This is a genomic window from Pseudomonas fortuita, assembly GCF_026898135.2.
Lineage (GTDB): Bacteria > Pseudomonadota > Gammaproteobacteria > Pseudomonadales > Pseudomonadaceae > Aquipseudomonas > Aquipseudomonas fortuita.
The window spans coordinates 6,128,676-6,148,294 of sequence record NZ_CP114035.2 but is presented as its reverse complement, the minus strand read 5'-3'; the positions used below and the strand labels follow the sequence as shown (position 1 = coordinate 6,148,294).

General features: G+C 59.0%; 14 protein-coding genes and 3 pseudogenes. 8 read left to right on the top strand and 9 right to left on the bottom strand.

Features of this window, described 5'->3' with window-relative positions:
• Positions 1-70: 70 nt before the first annotated feature.
• Positions 71-1,561 (top strand): L-piperidine-6-carboxylate dehydrogenase, encoded by a 1,491-nt coding sequence (amaB, locus tag OZ911_RS28065; RefSeq protein ID WP_016489794.1) that lies wholly within the window; start codon positions 71-73, stop codon positions 1,559-1,561.
• 162 nt (positions 1,562-1,723) lie between these two features.
• Positions 1,724-3,010 carry an L-pipecolate oxidase gene (gene amaA / locus OZ911_RS28060; protein ID WP_023047191.1) on the top strand — a complete coding sequence of 429 codons (1,287 nt, stop codon included), beginning with the start codon at positions 1,724-1,726 and terminating at the stop codon, positions 3,008-3,010.
• A gap of 108 nt (positions 3,011-3,118) precedes the next feature.
• Here the strand turns inward: amaA and OZ911_RS28055 are convergent, their stop codons facing one another.
• Complete coding sequence (locus OZ911_RS28055) at positions 3,119-4,546, bottom strand: mechanosensitive ion channel family protein (protein ID WP_016489792.1); 1,428 nt, start codon at positions 4,544-4,546, stop codon at positions 3,119-3,121.
• A gap of 320 nt (positions 4,547-4,866) precedes the next feature.
• On the opposite strand from OZ911_RS28055, the gene ycaC reads away from it, so the two are divergent.
• The 3 genes from ycaC (at position 4,867) to OZ911_RS28040 (ending at position 8,020) form a co-directional block, all read left to right on the top strand.
• Complete coding sequence (gene ycaC / locus OZ911_RS28050; RefSeq protein WP_016489791.1) at positions 4,867-5,496, top strand: isochorismate family cysteine hydrolase YcaC; 630 nt, start codon at positions 4,867-4,869, stop codon at positions 5,494-5,496.
• Between the two features lie 116 nt (positions 5,497-5,612).
• Positions 5,613-5,933 (top strand): putative antibiotic biosynthesis monooxygenase, encoded by a 321-nt coding sequence (locus tag OZ911_RS28045; RefSeq protein WP_016489790.1) that lies wholly within the window; start codon positions 5,613-5,615, stop codon positions 5,931-5,933.
• Positions 5,934-6,178: 245 nt separating this feature from the next.
• Positions 6,179-8,020 carry an amidohydrolase gene (locus OZ911_RS28040; RefSeq protein WP_161775552.1) on the top strand — a complete coding sequence of 614 codons (1,842 nt, stop codon included), beginning with the start codon at positions 6,179-6,181 and terminating at the stop codon, positions 8,018-8,020.
• Between the two features lie 139 nt (positions 8,021-8,159).
• Here the strand turns inward: OZ911_RS28040 and OZ911_RS28035 are convergent, their stop codons facing one another.
• A complete protein-coding gene (locus tag OZ911_RS28035) occupies positions 8,160-9,071 on the bottom strand; it encodes a LysR substrate-binding domain-containing protein (RefSeq protein ID WP_016489788.1) in 912 nt (303 codons plus the stop codon).
• A 121-nt stretch (positions 9,072-9,192) separates the two neighbouring features.
• Here OZ911_RS28035 and OZ911_RS28030 point away from each other — a divergent pair.
• From OZ911_RS28030 to OZ911_RS28020, 3 genes and pseudogenes are all read left to right on the top strand, one after another.
• Positions 9,193-9,351: pseudogene (locus OZ911_RS28030) on the top strand (hydrolase); the annotation flags it as partial.
• A 493-nt stretch (positions 9,352-9,844) separates the two neighbouring features.
• Positions 9,845-10,123: a type II toxin-antitoxin system RelE/ParE family toxin gene (locus tag OZ911_RS28025; protein ID WP_080642829.1), complete on the top strand. Its 279-nt coding sequence runs from the start codon at positions 9,845-9,847 to the stop codon at positions 10,121-10,123.
• An 11-nt stretch (positions 10,124-10,134) separates the two neighbouring features.
• Positions 10,135-10,419, top strand: coding sequence for a HigA family addiction module antitoxin (locus OZ911_RS28020; protein ID WP_024717670.1), 285 nt, complete (start codon positions 10,135-10,137; stop codon positions 10,417-10,419).
• 4 nt (positions 10,420-10,423) lie between these two features.
• Here the strand turns inward: OZ911_RS28020 and OZ911_RS28015 are convergent, their stop codons facing one another.
• From OZ911_RS28015 to OZ911_RS27985, 7 genes and pseudogenes are all read right to left on the bottom strand, one after another.
• The gene (locus OZ911_RS28015; protein WP_023047193.1) at positions 10,424-12,211 is read right to left on the bottom strand and encodes a monovalent cation:proton antiporter-2 (CPA2) family protein; all 1,788 of its coding nucleotides are present in this window, start codon (positions 12,209-12,211) and stop codon (positions 10,424-10,426) included.
• A gap of 200 nt (positions 12,212-12,411) precedes the next feature.
• Positions 12,412-13,665 (bottom strand): annotated as a pseudogene (locus OZ911_RS28010) (YifB family Mg chelatase-like AAA ATPase); the annotation flags it as partial.
• 131 nt (positions 13,666-13,796) lie between these two features.
• Positions 13,797-14,201: a hypothetical protein gene (locus OZ911_RS28005; protein WP_225521681.1), complete on the bottom strand. Its 405-nt coding sequence runs from the start codon at positions 14,199-14,201 to the stop codon at positions 13,797-13,799.
• Positions 14,198-16,216 carry a hypothetical protein gene (locus OZ911_RS28000; protein WP_225521682.1) on the bottom strand — a complete coding sequence of 673 codons (2,019 nt, stop codon included), beginning with the start codon at positions 16,214-16,216 and terminating at the stop codon, positions 14,198-14,200. The genes OZ911_RS28005 and OZ911_RS28000 overlap by 4 nt, the downstream gene beginning before the upstream one ends.
• A gap of 3 nt (positions 16,217-16,219) precedes the next feature.
• Positions 16,220-17,824, bottom strand: a complete 1,605-nt coding sequence (locus OZ911_RS27995) for a site-specific integrase (RefSeq protein WP_225521683.1) — start codon at positions 17,822-17,824, stop codon at positions 16,220-16,222.
• 71 nt (positions 17,825-17,895) lie between these two features.
• A complete protein-coding gene (locus OZ911_RS27990) occupies positions 17,896-19,170 on the bottom strand; it encodes a tyrosine-type recombinase/integrase (protein ID WP_225521684.1) in 1,275 nt (424 codons plus the stop codon).
• 101 nt (positions 19,171-19,271) lie between these two features.
• A pseudogene (locus OZ911_RS27985) lies at positions 19,272-19,508 on the bottom strand (magnesium chelatase domain-containing protein); the annotation flags it as partial.
• Positions 19,509-19,619 lie beyond the last annotated feature (111 nt).

Sequence of the window (19,619 nt, the reverse complement as noted above, 5' to 3'; positions counted from 1 at the left end):
ACCTATGTGATCGGATTAATACTGATCCACATCATTTTTCCACCCCATCACCCGATGTAGGAGAAACACAATGGTTGCTGGATTGCTCGAGCGCCTTGGCGTTGCCGCCGAGGCTTACACCCAGGGCGACTACCCTGTTCACACGCCGATCGACGGCAGCCAGATCGCCTCGGTGAAACTGCTTGGCAAGGCCGAGACCATCGCCCGCATCGATCAGGCCCAGAGCGCCTTCGAGGCCTGGCGCACTGTGCCAGCCCCGCGCCGTGGTGAACTGGTGCGCCTGTTTGGCGAAGTGCTGCGTGAGCACAAGGCCGACCTTGGCGAGCTGGTCTCGATCGAAGCCGGCAAGATCACCCAGGAAGGCCTGGGCGAAGTGCAGGAAATGATCGACATCTGCGACTTCGCCGTGGGCCTGTCGCGCCAGCTGTACGGCCTGACCATCGCCTCCGAGCGCCCGGGCCACCACATGCGTGAAACCTGGCACCCGCTGGGCGTGGTTGGCGTCATCAGCGCCTTCAACTTCCCGGTTGCCGTATGGGCCTGGAACACCGCCCTGGCCTTGGTGGCCGGTAACTCGGTGGTGTGGAAACCGTCTGAAAAGACCCCGCTGACTGCTCTGGCTTGCCAGGCGCTGTTCGACAAAGCCCTGAAAGCCTTCGGCGATGCCCCGGCTGGCCTGGCACAACTGGTGATCGGCGGCCGTGAAGCTGGCGAAGCCATGGTCGATGACCCGCGCGTACCGCTGGTCAGCGCCACCGGCAGCACCCGCATGGGGCGCGAAGTCGGCCCACGTGTAGCTGCCCGATTCGGCCGTAGCATCCTCGAGCTGGGTGGCAACAACGCCATGATCCTGGCGCCGAGCGCCGACCTGGACCTGGCCGTGCGGGGCATCCTGTTCTCGGCGGTGGGCACCGCCGGCCAGCGTTGCACCACCCTGCGCCGCCTGATCGTGCACCGCTCGATCAAGGACGAAGTGGTTGCCCGCGTCAAAGCCGCCTACGGCAAAGTGCGTATTGGCGACCCACGCAAAGACAACCTGGTGGGCCCGCTGATCGACAAGCTGTCGTTCGACGCCATGCAGGGTGCGCTGGCCAAGGCCCGCGACGAAGGTGGCCAGGTGTTTGGTGGCGAGCGTCAGCTGGCCGACCAGTACCCGAACGCCTACTACGTATCGCCTGCCATCGCCGAAATGCCGGCGCAGAGCGACGTGGTGCGCCACGAAACGTTCGCCCCGATTCTTTATGTGCTGGCTTACGACGACTTCGAAGAGGCCCTGCGCCTGAACAACGAAGTGCCACAAGGCCTGTCGTCGTGCATCTTCACGACCGACATCCGTGAGGCGGAGCGCTTCCAGAGTGCTTCGGGCAGCGACTGTGGTATCGCCAACGTCAACATCGGCACCAGCGGTGCCGAGATCGGCGGCGCGTTTGGTGGCGAGAAGGAAACCGGCGGTGGTCGTGAGTCGGGTTCGGATGCGTGGAAAGGCTACATGCGTCGCCAGACCAACACCGTGAACTACTCGCGCGAGCTGCCGCTGGCGCAGGGTATCGTGTTCGACTGATCCATGCTGCAAGGCCGGGGGCATAGCCCCCGGTTCGCGGGGCAAGCCCGCTCCCACAGGGATCGTGCAGGTGGCACTGATCATTGTGGGAGCGGGCTTGTCCCGCGAATGGGCGGCAGCGCCGCCCCAACGCTATAAGAACAACACTGCTGGAGCCGGGCCATGTCCGAACTGCGTCAACAATGCTTGTGGGAACACGTCAGCAAACCGACCGTTGCCGCCCAGGCCCTGGCCGGTGAGCACAAGGCTGATGTCTGCGTGATCGGCGGCGGCATTACCGGCCTGTCGGCGGCCATCCATCTGCTCGAACAGGGCAAGTCGGTGATCCTGCTGGAGGCCTGGAAGATTGGCCACGGTGGTTCCGGGCGCAACGTCGGCCTGGTCAACGCCGGCACCTGGATCCGCCCCGACGACGTCGAGGCCACCCTCGGCCAGAAGCAGGGCAGCCGCCTGAACAAGGTGCTCGGCGAAGCCCCTGGCGAAGTGTTCGCCATGATCGAGCGTCTGGGCATCGACTGTCAGGCCCAGCACAAAGGCACGCTGCACATGGCGCACAACGCCACCGGCATTGCCGACCTCGAAGCCCGCCACGAACAATGGCGCCGCCGCGGTGCCGACGTGGAGCTGCTGACCGGCGCCCAATGCCAGGAATACTGCGGTACCAACAAGATTTCCGCCGCGCTGCTCGACCGCCGCGCCGGCACCATCAACCCCATGGGTTACACCCAGGGCCTGGCGGCTGCCGTGGCGCGCCTGGGTGGCAAGCTGTTCCAGCAGTCTTCGGTTGAAGGCCTGGAGCGTGATGGCGATGGCTGGCGGGTGAAGACTGCGCGTGGCTCGGTGCGCGCCGACAAGGTTGTGATTTCCACGGGCGCCTACACCGAAGGCGACTGGAGCAACCTGCAAAAGCAGTTCTTCCGCGGTTACTACTATCAGGTGGCGTCCAAGCCGCTGCAGGGCGCCGCAGCCGATAAAGTGCTGCCACACGGCCAAGGCTCGTGGGACACCCGTACCGTGCTCAGCAGCATCCGCCGCGACGATCAGGGCCGCCTGCTGCTCGGCAGCCTGGGCCGGGTCGACAACAAGCCGTCGTGGTTTGTGCGCAGCTGGGCGGACCGTATCCAGAGCCACTACTACCCGGAGCTGGGCAAGGTCGAGTGGGAAATGCACTGGACCGGCTGTATCGACTTTACCCCCGACCACCTGATGCGCCTGTTCGAGCCTGCGCCGGGGTTGGTGGCGGTTACGGGTTACAACGGGCGGGGCAACACCACAGGTACCGTGATCGGCCGTGCCTTTGCCGAGTTTCTGCTCAAGGGTGACGCGGACAGCCTGCCGATTCCGTTCTCGCCCATGAGCGGCGTGAGTGCGCCTTCGCTGCGGACTGCGTTCTACGAATCCGGCTTCTCGCTGTACCACGCGGGGCAGTGCCTGAGGGTTGTGTTGTAACAACTGGCCCCTTCGCGGGTAAACCCGCTCCCACAGGGACCGCGCAGCATTCCGGAATTGCGCGGGCACTGTGGGAGCGGGCATGCCCGCGAAGAGGCCGGCGCAGGCTTACTTGTGCAGCCAGCTGAGGAAGCCGCCTTTCTTGATCAGGGCCGGCTTCTGCAGCAACAACGATTCCCGGCTCTGCCGCCGGAACCGCTGCAACTTGCTCAACGCCGTCTGCACTTCGCCACGCTGCTGCAAACAGCTCTTCACCTGTTCCTTTTCGATGCGGTACAGCACGCAACTGGTCAGCGTGCGGAACTCGGCGAACGAGTCATCCTCATCAATGATGCCCTCGATTCCCAGCACCTCTCCCGGCCCCATGCGCCCGGCTTCGATCCGCTTGTCGCCCTCGCGCACCGACGCCGAAACCACACCGCTGCCAATCACCAGCAAATGCTCGGAAAGCTCGCCAACCCCCAGTATCACCTGGTCCGCCAGGTACTCCACCGCCGTCATGCGCTGGCTCAGCGCGTCGCGCTCCTCATCGCTTAGCGAGCGGAACACCCGCACTTCGTCCAGCACCTCGCGCTGGCGGCTGCGCGGCGGCAGGGCCAGGTCCACGTTCCACATCACCCCGCTGGCCTCCAGGTGCCGGTGGGCAAGGTCGAACAGCTGATTGCGTGCGTCGCCCTTGGTGCCCGCGTCGGCCACGAAGCCGCTGGCCTCGTACTCCACGGACTCCAGCGTCGAGGCCTTCACCGTCACCTTCGGCTTTGGGGTCGCAAGAATGGCACTGACGCCCTGCAGGGCCTTTTCCAGCGCATCGAATACCCGCTTGGGCCGCACCTTGGCCGGCACCACCACGCTGATCGACACCCCATGCACATCGGCCGGGCGGCTGTGGTTGAGCAGCCGCGCCTTGGCCGCGACCGAGTTGGGGATCACCGCCAGGCTGCCGCTGCCGGTCAGCAAGCGCGTGGCGCGCCAGTCGATGTCCAGCACCTTGCCTTCGGTACCGTCGATGGAGATTGAATCGCCAATCTGATAGGGCCGCGTGGTGTTCAGCACGATGCCGCTGAATACGTCGGCCAGGGTGCTCTGCAGCGCCAGACCGATGACGATGGCCATCACCCCGGACGTGGCCAGCAAGCCCTTCACCGGCAGCTGCATCACATAGCCCGCGGCAGCCACGACGGCGGCCAGAAAGATCAAAGCCCCCAGCACATCCTGCAGCAACCGGCCGCCATGGCTGCCACGGGCGACCAGCAGCTGGCCGAACACCACCGTGACCGTGCGCGCGCCAAACAGCCACCAGCCGATGGCCAGTACCGTGGCCATGAGGTTGCGCGAGACATCGTCGGGCCAGGGTGGCGGTTGCAGCGGGCTCATGCCGGCAGCCACCAGCACCGAGCTGAATAGCAGGAATATCACCAGCCGCGTGCCAATGCGCCAGGCACGGCGCTGCATGGGGATGACTTGCCAGAGCATGAGGTCGAGCAAGATCAGGGCAGTACCGAGCAACAACGGGAAGGACTGGATGAACGCCAGCATGGTGGTCTCGGGGGTGAGGGTAGGGCTGTGGGTAGTAATAGAGCAGGTTGCTGCTGCAGGCAATGGGGCCTGCACCGGCCTCTTCGCGGGTAAACCCGCTCCCACAGGGACTGCGCATGACTTGCAGGATGCGCGATCCCTGTGGGAGCGGGTTTACCCGCGAAGAGGCCAGCAAATAAAACGCCAATCTATCGTTCCTAAAACAGAACGCTAAAGCCAAAAACCACTATCTACCGCTACAAAGGTGATGGTTTTAATCTTCTCCCATCAACGCAAAACACCCAACTTACTGAAAACAGAAACCCTTAGGAGCAACGACCATGACCAACTTCAAATACAACCGCCTGAACAAAGACGACGCCGCCGTACTGCTGGTCGATCACCAGGCTGGCCTGCTGTCCCTGGTCCGCGACATCGAACCAGACGCGTTCAAGAACAATGTGCTGGCGCTGGCTGACCTGGCCAAGTTCTTCAACCTGCCGACCATCCTCACCACCAGCTTCGAGCAAGGCCCCAACGGCCCGCTGGTGCCAGAGCTGAAAGCCCTGTTCCCGGACGCCCCGTACATCGCCCGCCCAGGCCAGATCAACGCCTGGGACAACGAAGATTTCGTCAGGGCGGTAAAGGCCACCGGTAAGAAGCAGCTGATCATCGCCGGCGTCGTGACAGAAGTGTGTGTGGCTTTCCCGGCCCTGGCGGCCCTGGAAGAAGAGTTCGATGTGTTCGTGGTGACCGACGCCTCCGGCACCTTCAACGCCATGACCCGCGACGCCGCCCACAACCGCATGAGCCAGGCCGGTGCGCAACTGATGACCTGGTTCGGCGTGGCGTGTGAGCTGCACCGCGACTGGCGCAACGACGTCGAAGGCCTGGCCGCGCTGTGCTCCAACCACATCCCGGACTACCGCAACCTGATGACCAGCTACAACGCCTTCAACGCCGGCAAGTAAGCCGACCGCCCCGGGCACCGCCAGTCGGTGCCCGCCAAGGGCAGCACACCCATCCAATCCACCGCCCGTTCGCCGTTGCACAGTGAATGCGGGCACGCTCATCTCAAGGAACGCCGATGAACACCGCACTCCAACACAACCGCGAAGTGGTGACCGTATGCCTGCAACACCAGGTTCTCGCTAGCCCGACGAACTCCACGCCGGCCCAACCGCCACGCTGGAAGCAGGCGTTGCTGACCTACCTGGTGATCTGCCCCATGACCATGATCATTCCGCAGCTGCTAGCGCCGCTGTTCGCACGCTTCCCGCAGCTGGGCGGCCCGATCACCGGCAACCTGATCGTCAACCTGTTCGTCATCCTGCCCGTGGTGTTCTACATCATGCCTTGGGTAACCCGCCGCTGCGCCAACTGGCTGCGCGGGCAGCAAAAGGTTTGAACACGGCTAACCTTCTTCAACCCACCGCACATCCAGCCAAGCCCTGACCTTGCGTCAACCGGCATGCTTCGCAGTCGCCCTGCCGGCCCCAGTCGGAGAAGCCTATGTCCCAGGACCGCAACGACAAGACCCGTCGCCAGTTCCTCGCTACCAGCACCGTGCTCGGTGCGGCCGGCGCGCTCTGGTCCGCATTGCCCTTCGCCGGCCAGGCCGGTTCCGCTCACGCATCCATCCAAGGAGGTTCCATGACCGCTGACCTGATTCTGTTCAATGGCAAACTGCACACCGTTGACCGCGAAAAACCTACCGCGACTGCTGTCGCGATCAAGGATGGGCGCTTCATCGCCGTGGGCAACGATGCCGAGGCCATGGCCCACAAGGGCACTACCACGCAGATCATCGACCTCAAGCAGCGCACGGTCATCCCCGGCCTGAACGACTCGCACCTGCACCTGATCCGCGGTGGCCTGAACTACAACCTGGAGCTGCGCTGGGAAGGCGTGCCGTCGGTGGCCGATGCCCTGCGCATGCTCAAGGACCAGGCTGCGCGCACGCCCACCCCGCAGTGGGTACGCGTGGTGGGCGGCTGGAACGAATTCCAGTTTGCCGAAAAACGCATGCCCACCCTTGAGGAGATCAACCAGGCTGCGCCCGACACCCCGGTGTTCCTGTTGCACCTGTATGACCGCGCGCTGCTCAACCGCGCTGCGCTCAAGGCGGTCGGCTACGACAAGGCCACCCCGAACCCGCCGGGTGGCGAAATCCAGCGCGACAAGTTCGGCAACCCGACCGGCATGCTGATCGCCCGCCCGAACGCGATGATTCTCTACGCTACCTTGGCCAAAGGGCCGAAGCTGCCGCTGGAGTATCAGGTCAACTCGACGCGCCAGTTCATGCGTGAACTGAACCGCCTGGGCCTGACCAGTGCCATTGACGCCGGCGGCGGCTACCAGAACTTCCCCGACGACTATTCGGTTATCCAGGAGCTGGCCGACAATAACCAGCTGACCGTGCGCATCGCCTATAACCTGTTTACCCAGAAGCCCAAGGAAGAGCTGGACGACTTCAAGAAGTGGACCTCCAGCGTCAAGCTGCACAGCGGCACCGACTTCCTGCGCCATAACGGCGCCGGCGAAATGCTGGTGTTCTCCGCCGCCGACTTCGAGGACTTCCTCGAGCCACGCCCGGACCTGCCACAGACCATGGAAGAGGAGCTGGAACCGGTGGTGCGGCACTTGGTCGAGCAGCGCTGGCCGTTCCGCCTGCACGCCACCTACAACGAATCGATCACGCGCATGCTCGACGTGTTCGAGAAGGTCAACCGCGACATCCCGTTCAACGGCCTGCCGTGGTTCTTCGACCACGCCGAAACCATCACCCCACAGAACATCGAGCGCGTGCGCGCCTTGGGCGGTGGTATCGCCGTCCAGGACCGCATGGCCTTCCAGGGTGAGTACTTCGTCGACCGCTACGGCGCCAAGGCTGCCGAGCAGACCCCGCCCATCAAGCGCATGCTCGACATGGGCGTGCCTGTGGGGGCCGGCACCGATGCCACCCGCGTGTCCAGCTACAACCCGTGGACCTCGCTGTACTGGCTGGTCAGCGGCAAGACCGTCGGCGGCATGGAGTTGTACCCGGAAGGCCTGGACCGCGACACCGCGCTGCAACTGTTCACCCAAGGCAGCGCGTGGTTCTCCAGCGAGCAGGGCAAGAAGGGCCAGATCAAGGTGGGCCAGCTGGCAGACCTGGCGGCGCTGTCGCTGGACTTTTTCAGTGTTGAGGAAGAGGCGATCAAGGGCATCGAGTCGGTGCTGACCATCGTCGATGGCAAGGTGGTGTACGGCGCTGGCGAGTTCGACAAGCTTGGCCCTGCGCAGGTGCCGGTACTGCCGGAGTGGTCGCCGGTGGCCAAGGTGCCGGGGCACTGGCGCGTGGGTACGCCATCTTTGGTAGCCGCCGTGCACCAGTGCAGCGGGCCATGCGGGGTGCATGCGCACAGCCATGAGAAGGCACGGCATTCGAGTGTCCCGGTGAGTGACTTCCAGGGCTTCTGGGGTTCGCTGGGTTGTTCCTGCTTTGCTTTCTGAGCTGCTTTGCCTGGATAAATGACGGCCGCTTCGCCGGACAAGCCCGCTCCCACAGGTTCACCACCCATCCCGAGGGCAGTGGGGTAACTTGTGGGAGCGGGCTTGTCCCGCGAAAGGGCCGTGACTGACAGCCACCGACTCACGCCATGTCGCTGATCGCAAATTCCTCAGCCAGATGATCGATCAGCGCCCGCACCGACGGCAGTAACCCCCGCCGCGACGGGAAGATCGCATGCACGATGCCGCAACGCGGGTGCCACTCAGGCAGCAATTCCACCAAGCGCCCCGAAGCCAGGTCCTCGCGAACCGCCACCCTCGGCAAGTGCGCGATCCCCACCCCGGCCACCACGAAATGGCGCAGTGCAAACAGGTCATCGGTCACCATGCGCGGTGTGTGCGGGATGACGATGCTGCGGCTGTTGTCCTCACCCTGGAACAGTTCCCACTGGTACTCGCGCTGGGCACTGCCCCAATGCACGCTGGGTAGCGTGCCCAGCAGCTGCGGGTCAAACCCTTTGGGCAGTTGCGCCAGGTAGTGCGGCTGGCCGACCAGGCACTGGGTGCTGTTGCTCAGCACCTTCATCACCATGTCGGTGTTCTCCAGCGGCGGAAAGCGCACGCGCAGGGCGATGTCGAAGCCCTCGTGCAGCAGGTCGACACGGCGGTTGGTACTTTCGATGAACAACTCCACCTGCGGGTACTTGAGCATGTAGCGGGTCAGCATCGGCCCGACCCAGGAGTTGAGCAGGGTGGTCGGGCAACTGATGCGCACCAGCCCGCGCGGCTCGCTGCGGTTGCGTTCGATGATTTCCGCCGCGCCCTCGGCCTCCACGCGCATGGCCAGGCAACGGTTGTAGTAGGCCTGGCCGATCTCGGTCAGCGAGCAGTGCCGGCTGGTGCGGTGCAGCAGGCGCACGCCCAGGCGGTCTTCAAGGTCGGCGATGCGCCGGCTGAGTTTCGACTTGGGCATGTCCAGCGCCCGCCCGGCCGGGGCGAAGCCGCCGTGCTCCACGACTTGGGTGAAGTAGTAGAGGGAGTTGAGGTCTTCCAATGATCGTTCTCCAAACGGAACGCTAAGGGCGGTTTTCGCAGTCTAGTGCAGCAAAGGTGATGATTTTAATCTGTGCCCATCAACGCGAAACACACCGGATTGCTGAAAGATTCATAACCTTCAGGCCGGTGCGCAGCTGATGACTTGGTTCGGCGTGGCCTGCGAGCTGCACCGCGACTGGCGCAACGATGTCGAAGGGCTGGCTGCGCTGTGCTCCAACCACATTCCGGATTATCGCAATTTGATGACCAGCTATAACGCGCTGACTGCGGGTAAGTAAGCAAACCAGTAGCAGTACGCACAAAGGCCGGCTCCCTCTGCAGGGAGCCGGCTTTTTTTGTTTGCTGTACCGGCCTCTTCGCGGGCACGCCCGCTCCCACAGGTACTGCACAGTTTCAGAACCAGTGGTGATCCTGTGGGAGCGGGTTCACCCGCGAAGAGGGCGGTACAGGCAGCATCAATTCATGGACTGTGGCTCAATCCCTTTCCGCAACGACTCAAGCAACCTTCTGCCGTTTCGAGCGCATTCAGGTTGCTCCGGAACAGGCTTTTGCCTGTGTCATCTGTTCACGCAGGAGGGGGTGGGCACGACGTGGCCCCACGCTATAAACCTTTCTCGGAAATCTCCTACACGAAAGAGCGGAAGGCATAACGGCGCTAAACGGGCACGCCGAGAGCAAACTGAGCACCCGGAAATTTTTCAGGAGTGACTCCATGCGCAGCGCCAACGCTAGCTTGAAAAGTGTAAGGCATGACCTTACACTCAACCATCGGTGATAAGAAGTTTCAGGCACAAAGGCCTGAGGCTGCTCCATCAGCATCGTGACACGTCTGGAGTGCGTGCAGATCATGTGAATCGCTTGCGGCGTTTACTGGCTTCTCTTGAAGTTGCACAAACCGCAGCAGACATGAACCGGCCGGGTTACCGTCTTCATCCTCTGCACGGAAAGCTGGAAAGCTATTGGGCAGTAAATGTCTCGGGTAACTGGCGAGTGGTGTTCCGCTTCGTGGGTACCGATGTGGAGCTTGTTGACTATCTGGATTATCACTAGGAGCTTGAGTCATGCCTATGTTCGATCCTCCCCATCCTGGGGAGTCTTTGCGAGAAGATGTGTTGCCCGCAATTGGCATGAACGTTTCTGAGTTAGCTCGCCACCTCGGCTATTCGCGGGGGCAGTTGTCCACGGTACTCAATGGGCGCGCCGCCATTTCTGCCGATCTTGCTTATCGGCTTGAGCTGGCAGGCCTTGGGCCTGCCCGGCAATACCTTGCCGAACAGGCAGCTTACGATCTTTGGCAAGCCGCTCAGCGTGAGCATCCTCAAATAGAGCGGTTGGTGTTCGCCTGACTACTCAAACCGCATCCGAATCAAACAACCGCTCCAGCTCCACCCGCGCCTCCTTGGCCGTCTGCATCACCTTGGCCCGGTCATCGCGTACCTGCCCCTGGGCCACCAGCACTTCTTCGTCATGCTGGGTAAACCGTGCGATACGGTCCGCCGCCTGTTCATCGCTCAAGCCCAACCCCACCAGCGCGCGGCGGGTCATTTCCAGGCTGGAGTAGAACGTCTCGCGAATCGGCTCGGCGCCTGCATCCACCAACTTGTGCACATGCTGGCGGTTACGTGCCCGGGCCAGCACCTTCAGGTGCGGGTACAGGCGTTTTACCCGTTCAGCGGTATGAATGGCGGCTTCTGGGTCATCGATGGTGATGATGAAGTACTCCGCTTGACCCACCTTGGCGGCGTGCAGCACCTCGGGGCGCAGCGGGTCGCCGTAGAACACCGGCACCTGTTCGAACATGCGGGTCATCTCGATGGCGTCCACCGAGGTTTCCAGGGCAATGAACGGGATCTTCTGCGCCCGCAGGATGCGCGCGACGATCTGGCCCATGCGGCCCATGCCGACGATCACCACCCGCGGCGTATCCGTCTGGATCTGCTTGTACTGCTCGGGCACTTCACGCGCCGGTTGCGGGCGTTTGAGGGCGCGGGCGCAGCCCAGCATCAGCAGCGGGGTGATGGCCATCGACAGGGTAATGGTCATCAGCAGCAGGTCGTAGGTCTGGGTGTCGAACAGGCCTTGGTCCTTGCCCAGCTTGAAGACCACGAAGGCGAACTCGCCACCGGCCGCCAGTACCATGCCCAGGCGCAGGGCGCTGGCGCTGTTCAGGCCACCGACCAGGCGCCCGACGCCGATCAGCAGCACCAGCTTTACTGCCACCAGCAGCAGGGTCAGGCCCAGCACCACCAGCGGCATGTCCAGCAGCAGGCGAAGGTTGGCGCCCATGCCCACGCTGATGAAAAACAAACCCAGCAGCAGGCCCTTGAACGGCTCGATCTGCGATTCCAGCTCGTGGCGGTATTCCGAGTCGGCCAGCAGCAGGCCGGCGAGGAAGGCGCCCAGGGCCATGGATATACCCGCTTCTTCCATCAGCCAGGCGGTGCCGATCACTACCAGCAGTGCGGTGGCAGTAGACACTTCCGGCAGGCCGGTGCGGGCCACGGTGCGGAACACCGGGCGCAACAGATAGCGACCACCGATGATCACCACGGCGATGCTGGCAAATACCTTCAGGCCGTGTTGCAGGCTATCGCCGTGGCTGGCGTCCGGCCCACTGGCGGCCAGTAGCGGTACCAGGGCAATCAGCGGGATCGCAGCGATGTCCTGAAACAGCAGGATGGCGAACGCCAGGCGGCCGTGCGGGGCGTTGAGCTGCTTGCTCTCGGCCAGGCTTTGCAGGCCAAGGGCGGTGGACGACAGCGCCAGGCCCAGGCCGAGGACGATGGCTGCCGGCAGCGTCTGGCTGAAGCCGAACAGGGCAATGGCACCGAGCAGCGCGCCGGTCAGCAGCACCTGCGCGGTACCCACGCCGAACACCGACTTGCGCATCAGCCACAGGCGCTTGGGCGACAGCTCCAGGCCAATGATGAACAGCAGCAGGACCACGCCCAGCTCGGAAATGTGCGCCACGCTTTCGGTGTCGCGGATCAGGCCAAGTGCCTGCGGGCCGATGGCTACACCGGCCAGCAGGTAGCCGAGCACGGCACCCAGTTGCAGGCGCTTGGCCAGGGGGACGGCGACGACGGCCGCGAGCAGAAAGATCACCGCGGTTTGCAGAAGGCTGCCTTCGTGTGGCATTGGCTCTTACTCCATGAGCTGCCGGGGCAGCATTTGAACAGTTTGGCCGACGATTTTGAGGGGTGGAGGGGGGGCAGACAATCAGCTGTCCGGGAGAAACATTGTCCCGTAAAAGAAGGACAGTTGCCGCAGGGCGCTGTCAAACGCAGGTTCTGCTGCTGGGGCTGAAATTTCCAGGGCCGCTTTGCAGCCAGGGCAATTTAACTGCTCCCCGGCCGGTACTGCAGGGCCTCGGCCAGATGTGGCCGGCCGATTGCCTCACAACCCTCGAGGTCCGCCAGTGTCCGCGCCACTTTCAACAACCGGTGCGCTGCCCGCAACGACAAGGTCAACCGTTCGCAGGCCCCTTCCAGCCAAGCTTGGTCCGCCGCCGTCAATCCGCAATGGCGACGCAACCCGTCGAGGTCGAGAAACGCATTCACGCACCCTTGGCGGCGCTGCTGTACCTCCCGCGCCTGCGCTACCCTGGCTGCCACATCGGCACTGGCTTCACCACAGGGCTGATTGTTCAGCGTGGTGCTTTCGCGAGCCACGGTCAGGTGCAGGTCGATGCGGTCCAGCAGCGGCCCTGATAGCTTGTTGCGGTACCGCGCGATCTGCTCGGTGCTGCAGCGGCAGCGGCCAGTAGGGTCGCCCAGGTAGCCGCAAGGGCATGGGTTCATCGCCGCCACCAGCTGAAAGCGCGCCGGAAAGCGCACTTTGTCGCGTGCCCGGGCAATCACGATCTCGCCCGACTCCAGCGGCTCGCGCAGCACCTCCAGCACACGCCGCTCGAACTCTGGCAGTTCATCGAGAAACAGCACGCCATGGTGGGCGAGGGTGATTTCGCCCGGTTGCGGCCGGCTGCTGCCTCCAACCAGTGCCGGGCCGGATGCGGAGTGGTGGGGATGGCGAAACGGTCGCTGCGGCCAACTGCTCAGAGGTGTATGCCCGCTGACCGACTGAATGGCAGCCACCTCGAGCGCCTCGTGCTCGTCCAGCGGTGGCAGCAGCCCCGGCAGGCGGCTGGCGAGCAAGGTCTTGCCGGTGCCGGGTGGCCCGGTGAACAGCAGGTTGTGCGCCCCAGCCGCCGCCAGCATCAACGCGCGCTTGGCCGCCAGTTGGCCCTGCACCTCGCTCAGGTCAGGGTAGGGACGTTGATTCAGGATCAAGCCATTGGCCGCGTACGGCGGCAATGGCACCTGGCCGTTCAGGTGGGCGACCAACTCCAGCAGGTGGCCCACCGCATACACCACCAGCCCGCCTGCCAGGCTGGCTTCCTCGGCATTTTCCCGTGGCACCACCAGCGCCCGGCCTGCTTCGCGTGCCGCCAGGGCCGCAGGTAGCACGCCCTGGACAGGGCGCAATTTCCCCGAAAGCGCCAGTTCGCCCAGGCATTCCATATCGGCCAGGGTGGCAGTCGGCACCTGGCCATCTGCGGCGAGGATACCCAGGGCAATGGCCAAGTCATAGCGGCGGTGCACCGGCATGTGTTCAGGGTATGGACATATCCATCATGACGCTCAAACCGGGGCTTTCAGGCTGTGTGAATGTGTCCATAGCTATCTGCAAAAAAAACCAAAAAAACTTCGATTTTGTCTATGGCTTATCGAAGCCTTGTGACATTTTGGGGCAACGGTGAAGCTCGCAAATTCGCGAGCTCTTGCGTCAACTCGAGGATCTTGGCGTCTGCTTCAAGTAATAATGAAGCAAGGCTGTCACGTTGTACTTTAAGTTCCTCAATTCGTTCCCGATAGGACCTGTTCTGCTGACGCTTTTTCTTTGCTGCTTGCCGATTCGACTCCTCCTTTTGCGGTGCATTGTTATTAACCCAATGCTGAATCTCCGCAACGAGGCTAGGAAATCGCGCTTTTTTGAGCGCGGAAGGATCGTTACCTGCCTCTTTCGCTACGAGATTTTGTGATAAAGGTAATCCTTGCGGTACGCGAAGTGGTTGTCCTCTTTTCAGTCGTTCAAAAGCTTCTCTAAAGCCCTGTTCCGCTTTACTCACAGTATGGCCTCTTCAAGAGTAGTCAAAATATTGCTGACAGATTTATGCTGCAGACTCAGTGACTCATGATATGGAGATTGGGGTGGCGCAACATCCATACGATCCTCAATGAGTGCCTGAAGCTCAATGAGTTCTGGCAATCTTTCTCTGTCGAATAGTGCGTCAGTGCATGCTCCTTTGCCATGCCCACCGCCGCAATGAATAAGAGTATCCACACCTCCTAACGAGCAATGCCCTCGCTTTACGCAGCCGCCAGCGAGGGTTTCCCTCCAACTAACCAATCCTTTTTTTGCTGAGATGTTGAGCTTTTTCGCATCGCTACTTGATACAATGTTAAGCATTTTTTGTTTTCTGGCCTCCCCGTATGGGCTTACGAACCGCGGAGTCATCAGCCGGGTGATTTCTTTACTCAATACTTCGTACATAGTTTTTATGTACGTTGCGTAAGCTATTGGATCTAGATTTACCCTCGAATACCCTCTGCCGTAATAAAGACTCATAGAACGTGTAGCATGCTTGAGCTGGTACTGAACTGATGGGTCAGAAACAAGCCCCGAAGCCTGCATGTTTACAGCTCCTGTACGGCGTAGCTGATGCCAGGCCAGCGGCCAAACTTTCCCGACGCGGAAAGAATCATCCAAAGAAGGTGTGAGAAGTCGCGCATACTCCAAGTCCGACTCGGTTATAGTAAGTTTCTTGATGTCGAATAGTGCAGGATTAGTTTTTAGAATAGATATGTAGCTAGGGTAAGTTGGTCTTGTATTGAAGTCATCCCCCTTGGAGTTTGTGCGCATCCAAGGCTCATATTGCCTGAGGTGGTGCCAGGGCTTTTCGACTTGATCTTGAGGAATTAAAAGGGATGATCTTTTACTCGCCGTGCTCATTTTCAGACGTGCAACGTGAGCAAGTACAGTAACTGCAGATTGTGTCGAGGGTGAAGTCACCCAGCGGGCATCGGCATCATTGATAGTCTTGGTTGTAATGCCCCCAAGTGTGAAGATAGGGCCAAACTGAGGGTCATTCTCGACTTCTAAGCATCCTACTCTTAATTTCCAGGCTTCATCTATCCGCATCAAAGAGAAGTTTAACAGGTACGCAACCCCAACACGAGACGCAAGGGTCATGTAATTGCTTAGCGATGCGATAGTCAATTTGTCTTTTGTAGAGCCTTCTCCACGAGTCCACTTGAGAATAGTTTCCAGAACGGCGTGCTTGGTCGCATAGCTTGAGAATGAACCAAAGTTTCTAGAGAATCCGTACTCCTCCGTATCACGCTTACCCTGTTTGCTATAGAGTGCGTCGAGTGAGCCAAATCTTTTCTCGTATAAAGAAATACATTCCTTGTAGCAGTCTGCGATTCGCTCGGCACATGCCAAGTAGTCGTCCAAAAATTCTTTAAGCCTATTTACCTGGTACAGCCAGATCCTAGGAGGAATATATGCAGTCTGCGATCGCTCATGGCGACTAATGCTATTCGAAAGTCGACGCAGCCCCTCTTGATCCAAAATGGTATGCCCGAACGCATGTCTATATTCGTAGAGAATGTGCAACAATACTAACGCGCCTTCCGCATGCGATGGCGAGAATGCCATAGGCAGTTCGTCAACAACAGCTGGGTGTCGGTATAGCCCAGAGACTTCAACGTCATTCGTGGCGCACAGTTTGAATAATGGCATCATCTGAACAAATCTATGACTCAGCGTACCAGGCGTATTGACGGCTCTTGGTCCCCAGAGCCACCAAGCGCAGATGAGTCGTGCCATTTCAGCACATGCAGCTGAGGTGTTTGTGTTGATTCTGGAAATAATACCGAAATTCATGATGAGCCGTCGCCCGGCCCAAGGTGATAAATCCCAAATTTGATCACTATATTGGCTTATAATTTTGCCAGTATGATCAATCACCACAGGAAAATCAGGCGCAGGTGGCCATGTCTTAGGCCTAAAGTTTTCCGATTCCGGCCCTACGAAATCTGCATCAATTCCAAGAGCGAAATGTTGCGCATTGAATTGCATGCTCTATATTCTCATTTCTGCTAGCTTAATAAAGCCGTCCCACTTTGGGTGGTAAACGCCTTCCTGAACGCGAGTCGCGGATTCAGCTATCCACGGAAGGAACTGCTCATCACTCTCAAATGCCTCGAGTTTTGTAGTAATTGCGTTTACTGCTAGGAAGGCTGGATGGTCGTTTTTAGTTAGCTTGTTCGGACGGTGAACTGCCAGCTCCAAGGATTTCAGATATCGGTAGCTCATTAGAGACCAAACATGATCAAACTCAGCAATGTCTCTTTGGTGGATACAGAACAGGCAGCCCGCGGGGTTGGTGCAATCGGGCTTTGGGGCTTCCTTGGGCGACGCCTCTGTAGCTTCGGGGGCAACCTTTACGCAGATCACGGGCCCTGGGGCAGCAAACGCGGGATCGGTCTTCTGATGAAACCTGCTTATTTCGGCAAGTGCAGTTTGATGATTGGGCCGCTCATAAGATGTTAGAAGCGTTAGCTCAGTATGTTGAGCCATCTCTGATGTTAACAGGGGATCATTTGTTTTTCTTAAAAGCCAATTAACCTTGCAGAGCCTCAGCTCTCTAGGCAGGATGACTTCAATGTCAAGTTTTGACATTATTCTTTTTACAGATTGGAAATTGTATTGAGCAGATTGCCGCCTTCCAAAGTGCGACCGGAGCGGGAAGAGAAGGTCGTTATTAGGATATAATGCATCACGCCACTTCAAATAATTATCGAAGTGGGTTCTGTATTCGCTGTATATATCAAATTCAGTTTCGCCGGATTTCCGCTCTTTGTAGACTCTGCTTACATGATATCCGCCGGTAAAGCTCTGATAGGCAAACTTTCCAGCTGGCATAGTCATAACTTGAGCAAGATTCATCTGGGTTTGTGCGATGAATGTGAGTATCTCGGCTTCTATTCTCAAATTCATCAAAGGAAATCTGGTCCTCCATGACTTTTCTGCTATGTAGGCGTTGCGGATCTTAATTGCTTGCCTATCCCGCATGCTTTCATGCTTTAGTTTTTCAGGGCTGTAGAGTCCGCTCCATAGCTCAATTCGTTGTCCCGATCTAAACTTCACAATCGCTGGCAGGTCACCATATACTGTGTCTTCGTCTAAGGAAGTGCAAATGTCCAGCAAAGCACTTCCAAACTCGAAAAGCTTACTAAAGTTTATTCTGTCACTTTTACGGTTCCAGTTACTTTTTGCTTTCTGATGACGAAGACGAGTCAGCGTCATGATTTTCTGATGGCGGTTTAGGGCTCGATCTATAATGCCGCCAACTCCTACTACCCGATTGAAAGGGTCCGTCTTTTTTTCAACTGAAGTACGTGTTTTCTCTAGGTTCCAGTCACACCAGTTGATAAATGCCCTTTCGATGTTGTTGACCGTCATCTCTTGATTGTGTTTGTCGCCCCAGGCATAGAATGCCCTGAGTTTCTGAGTTAGATTTTTCACCGTATTCTGGCTCTTGCCTGAGGCCAAATCAGCTTTAAGCGTTTCATAGAAAATTGAAGCCAAAGCGACTCTTTTTTTTGAGGGTCGAGGAAGCTGGTTGTTTAATATGAATTGAGCCGACTCATTCATGGGAAGGGCGCTCACGCCTTCATAAAGCAAGGAGTTTAAACTCCATGGCGTTTCGAGACGGCCGTACTCGACATTTTCCCGAAAGGTAAGATCCTGACTGCTCATTCGATTGCTTTGATCGTGGAGTTAAAGAAAGCTCGGGTAAATTCGTTCGCAATGGACGCCTTGATAGGCGACTTTTCAACAAATTTAATGTACTTGAGCGTTGTCTTCTCGTCAGCGTGTAACAGTGCATCTTTTACGATGGCAATGGCGTGGATTGCGCCGCCTGCTTTGATGGCGAGTCGTGCTAAGTCGGTTGCAAACGTGCATCGTGTCTGGTGGAACTTAAACTTATGCAATGCGCTTATGCCAGAGCTTTTGCCAATCCTTCGGAAGGCTGACATCGCTGTGTTTAATGCTGGTGACCTATCTTTGTTCCTTTCAGCGTAAAGGTTGCCGTTTTTCGTTAAGAAGACATGGTCCTTATTTTCAATCCTTGCCTTGGCCTCGCGTTTTAACCTCTCCGGATCATAGCAATAGGTTAGTAATTCATCCAATAGGACTTTTGGAATGAAGACGTGGCCTGTAACTCCACCTTTTGTAGCTACGGGCGGGCTCGCACCAGGTCCCACAGCTAATCGGTACAGTTCATCAGAAGCGGGATCCGGAACTGCATTTATTAAGGTTGATATTTTTAGATCAGTTATGGTTTGAACTCTCATGCCGGTGAAAAAGCCGCACATTAGCATTAGCCATAGCTCATGAGTGCAATGTTCTTTCGCAGCATCGAGTATTTTGGCTCTGTCTGCCTCTGACACCGGATATAAACCGTCTTCCAGTTTCTCTCCTGCTGGAGATCGGTTCGGAATAGATAAACTGGTTGTGTTAACTGTGACTGTACGCTCTAGCCCGTAAGCATTGCTGTATTTGATGTTCACATAGCTATCGCGCCACATGGGCCATTCTGGAGATAAGGCTCCATTAGCGCGCAGCCAGCGATAAAACTGAATGACCACTCGCATGCGCTGCGAAGCTGTGGAAGGTGCCAGATCGCCGGATTTTCTAGCTCTGACAAGGTGGCCTCGGAATTTAACCAAGCACCTTTCACTCTCTCGAGCAGGGAAGTCTCGCCAGTCGGTACCAGCGATTTCCAGCCATTTCATATAACCATGGATCGCTGAACTCTTTGACTTCAGCGTCTGGATATCTTTTTGAGCACTTGTTCCTTGGAGCATCAGCCACAGGTTCGCTTCACGCCAAGGTGAGCCGTCGCCCCAGAATAATTGCGGTAGTGACTCAATAGGTCTTTGGTGCTGTAGAGTTTTCCAAACCAAACTTCCGTTCTCGATTGATGCGCTTGCTGGCACAAAATCGATGTACTCCTGTCGCGCCATTCGACGCTCCCTTATCCTCGCCCAGCCGGATGCTGGTCACGCTTCTTGTCCATAGGGTGACAACAGCAGTGTGCACTGTCCATACCACCTACTCACCTGTGCCCGCCATCCTTGGGCAGGTCGGCGGGGGCGAGGTTCTGGGTAATGCGCCGCTGCGGGTAGCTAAGCCCGGAGTTGACGATGGCGCTGCGTACCCGGTCCTTGCTTTCCTTGACCGTGGTTTCTGGCAGGCCGACCAGAGTGAGATGGGGCAGGCCGTTGGCCAGGTGGGTTTCGACGCTGACCGCGGGTGCCTGCACACCCACCTGGGCGCGGCTGTGGACGAGGGCTAGTGACATGGACGCTCCGTTGTCGCTGAAAAGGGCCGCTTCCTGCGGCTGGGTCAAGGATAGCGATGGTGGCCACGACAGGCGCAACAAGTGTGCGTCGTGGTTTTGCAGAGCAGGTTT

Coding starts and splice junctions, on each gene's coding strand:
- amaB (WP_016489794.1), top strand. CDS start 71: ATGGTTGCTGGATTGCTCGAGCGCCTTGGCGTTGCCGCCGAGGCTTAC.
- amaA (WP_023047191.1), top strand. CDS start 1,724: ATGTCCGAACTGCGTCAACAATGCTTGTGGGAACACGTCAGCAAACCG.
- OZ911_RS28040 (WP_161775552.1), top strand. CDS start 6,179: ATGACCGCTGACCTGATTCTGTTCAATGGCAAACTGCACACCGTTGAC.
- OZ911_RS28020 (WP_024717670.1), top strand. CDS start 10,135: ATGCCTATGTTCGATCCTCCCCATCCTGGGGAGTCTTTGCGAGAAGAT.
- OZ911_RS28055 (WP_016489792.1), bottom strand. CDS start 4,546: ATGCTGGCGTTCATCCAGTCCTTCCCGTTGTTGCTCGGTACTGCCCTG.
- OZ911_RS28000 (WP_225521682.1), bottom strand. CDS start 16,216: ATGCAATTCAATGCGCAACATTTCGCTCTTGGAATTGATGCAGATTTC.
- OZ911_RS28015 (WP_023047193.1), bottom strand. CDS start 12,211: ATGCCACACGAAGGCAGCCTTCTGCAAACCGCGGTGATCTTTCTGCTC.
- OZ911_RS27990 (WP_225521684.1), bottom strand. CDS start 19,170: ATGGCGCGACAGGAGTACATCGATTTTGTGCCAGCAAGCGCATCAATC.
- OZ911_RS28045 (WP_016489790.1), top strand. CDS start 5,613: ATGAACACCGCACTCCAACACAACCGCGAAGTGGTGACCGTATGCCTG.
- ycaC (WP_016489791.1), top strand. CDS start 4,867: ATGACCAACTTCAAATACAACCGCCTGAACAAAGACGACGCCGCCGTA.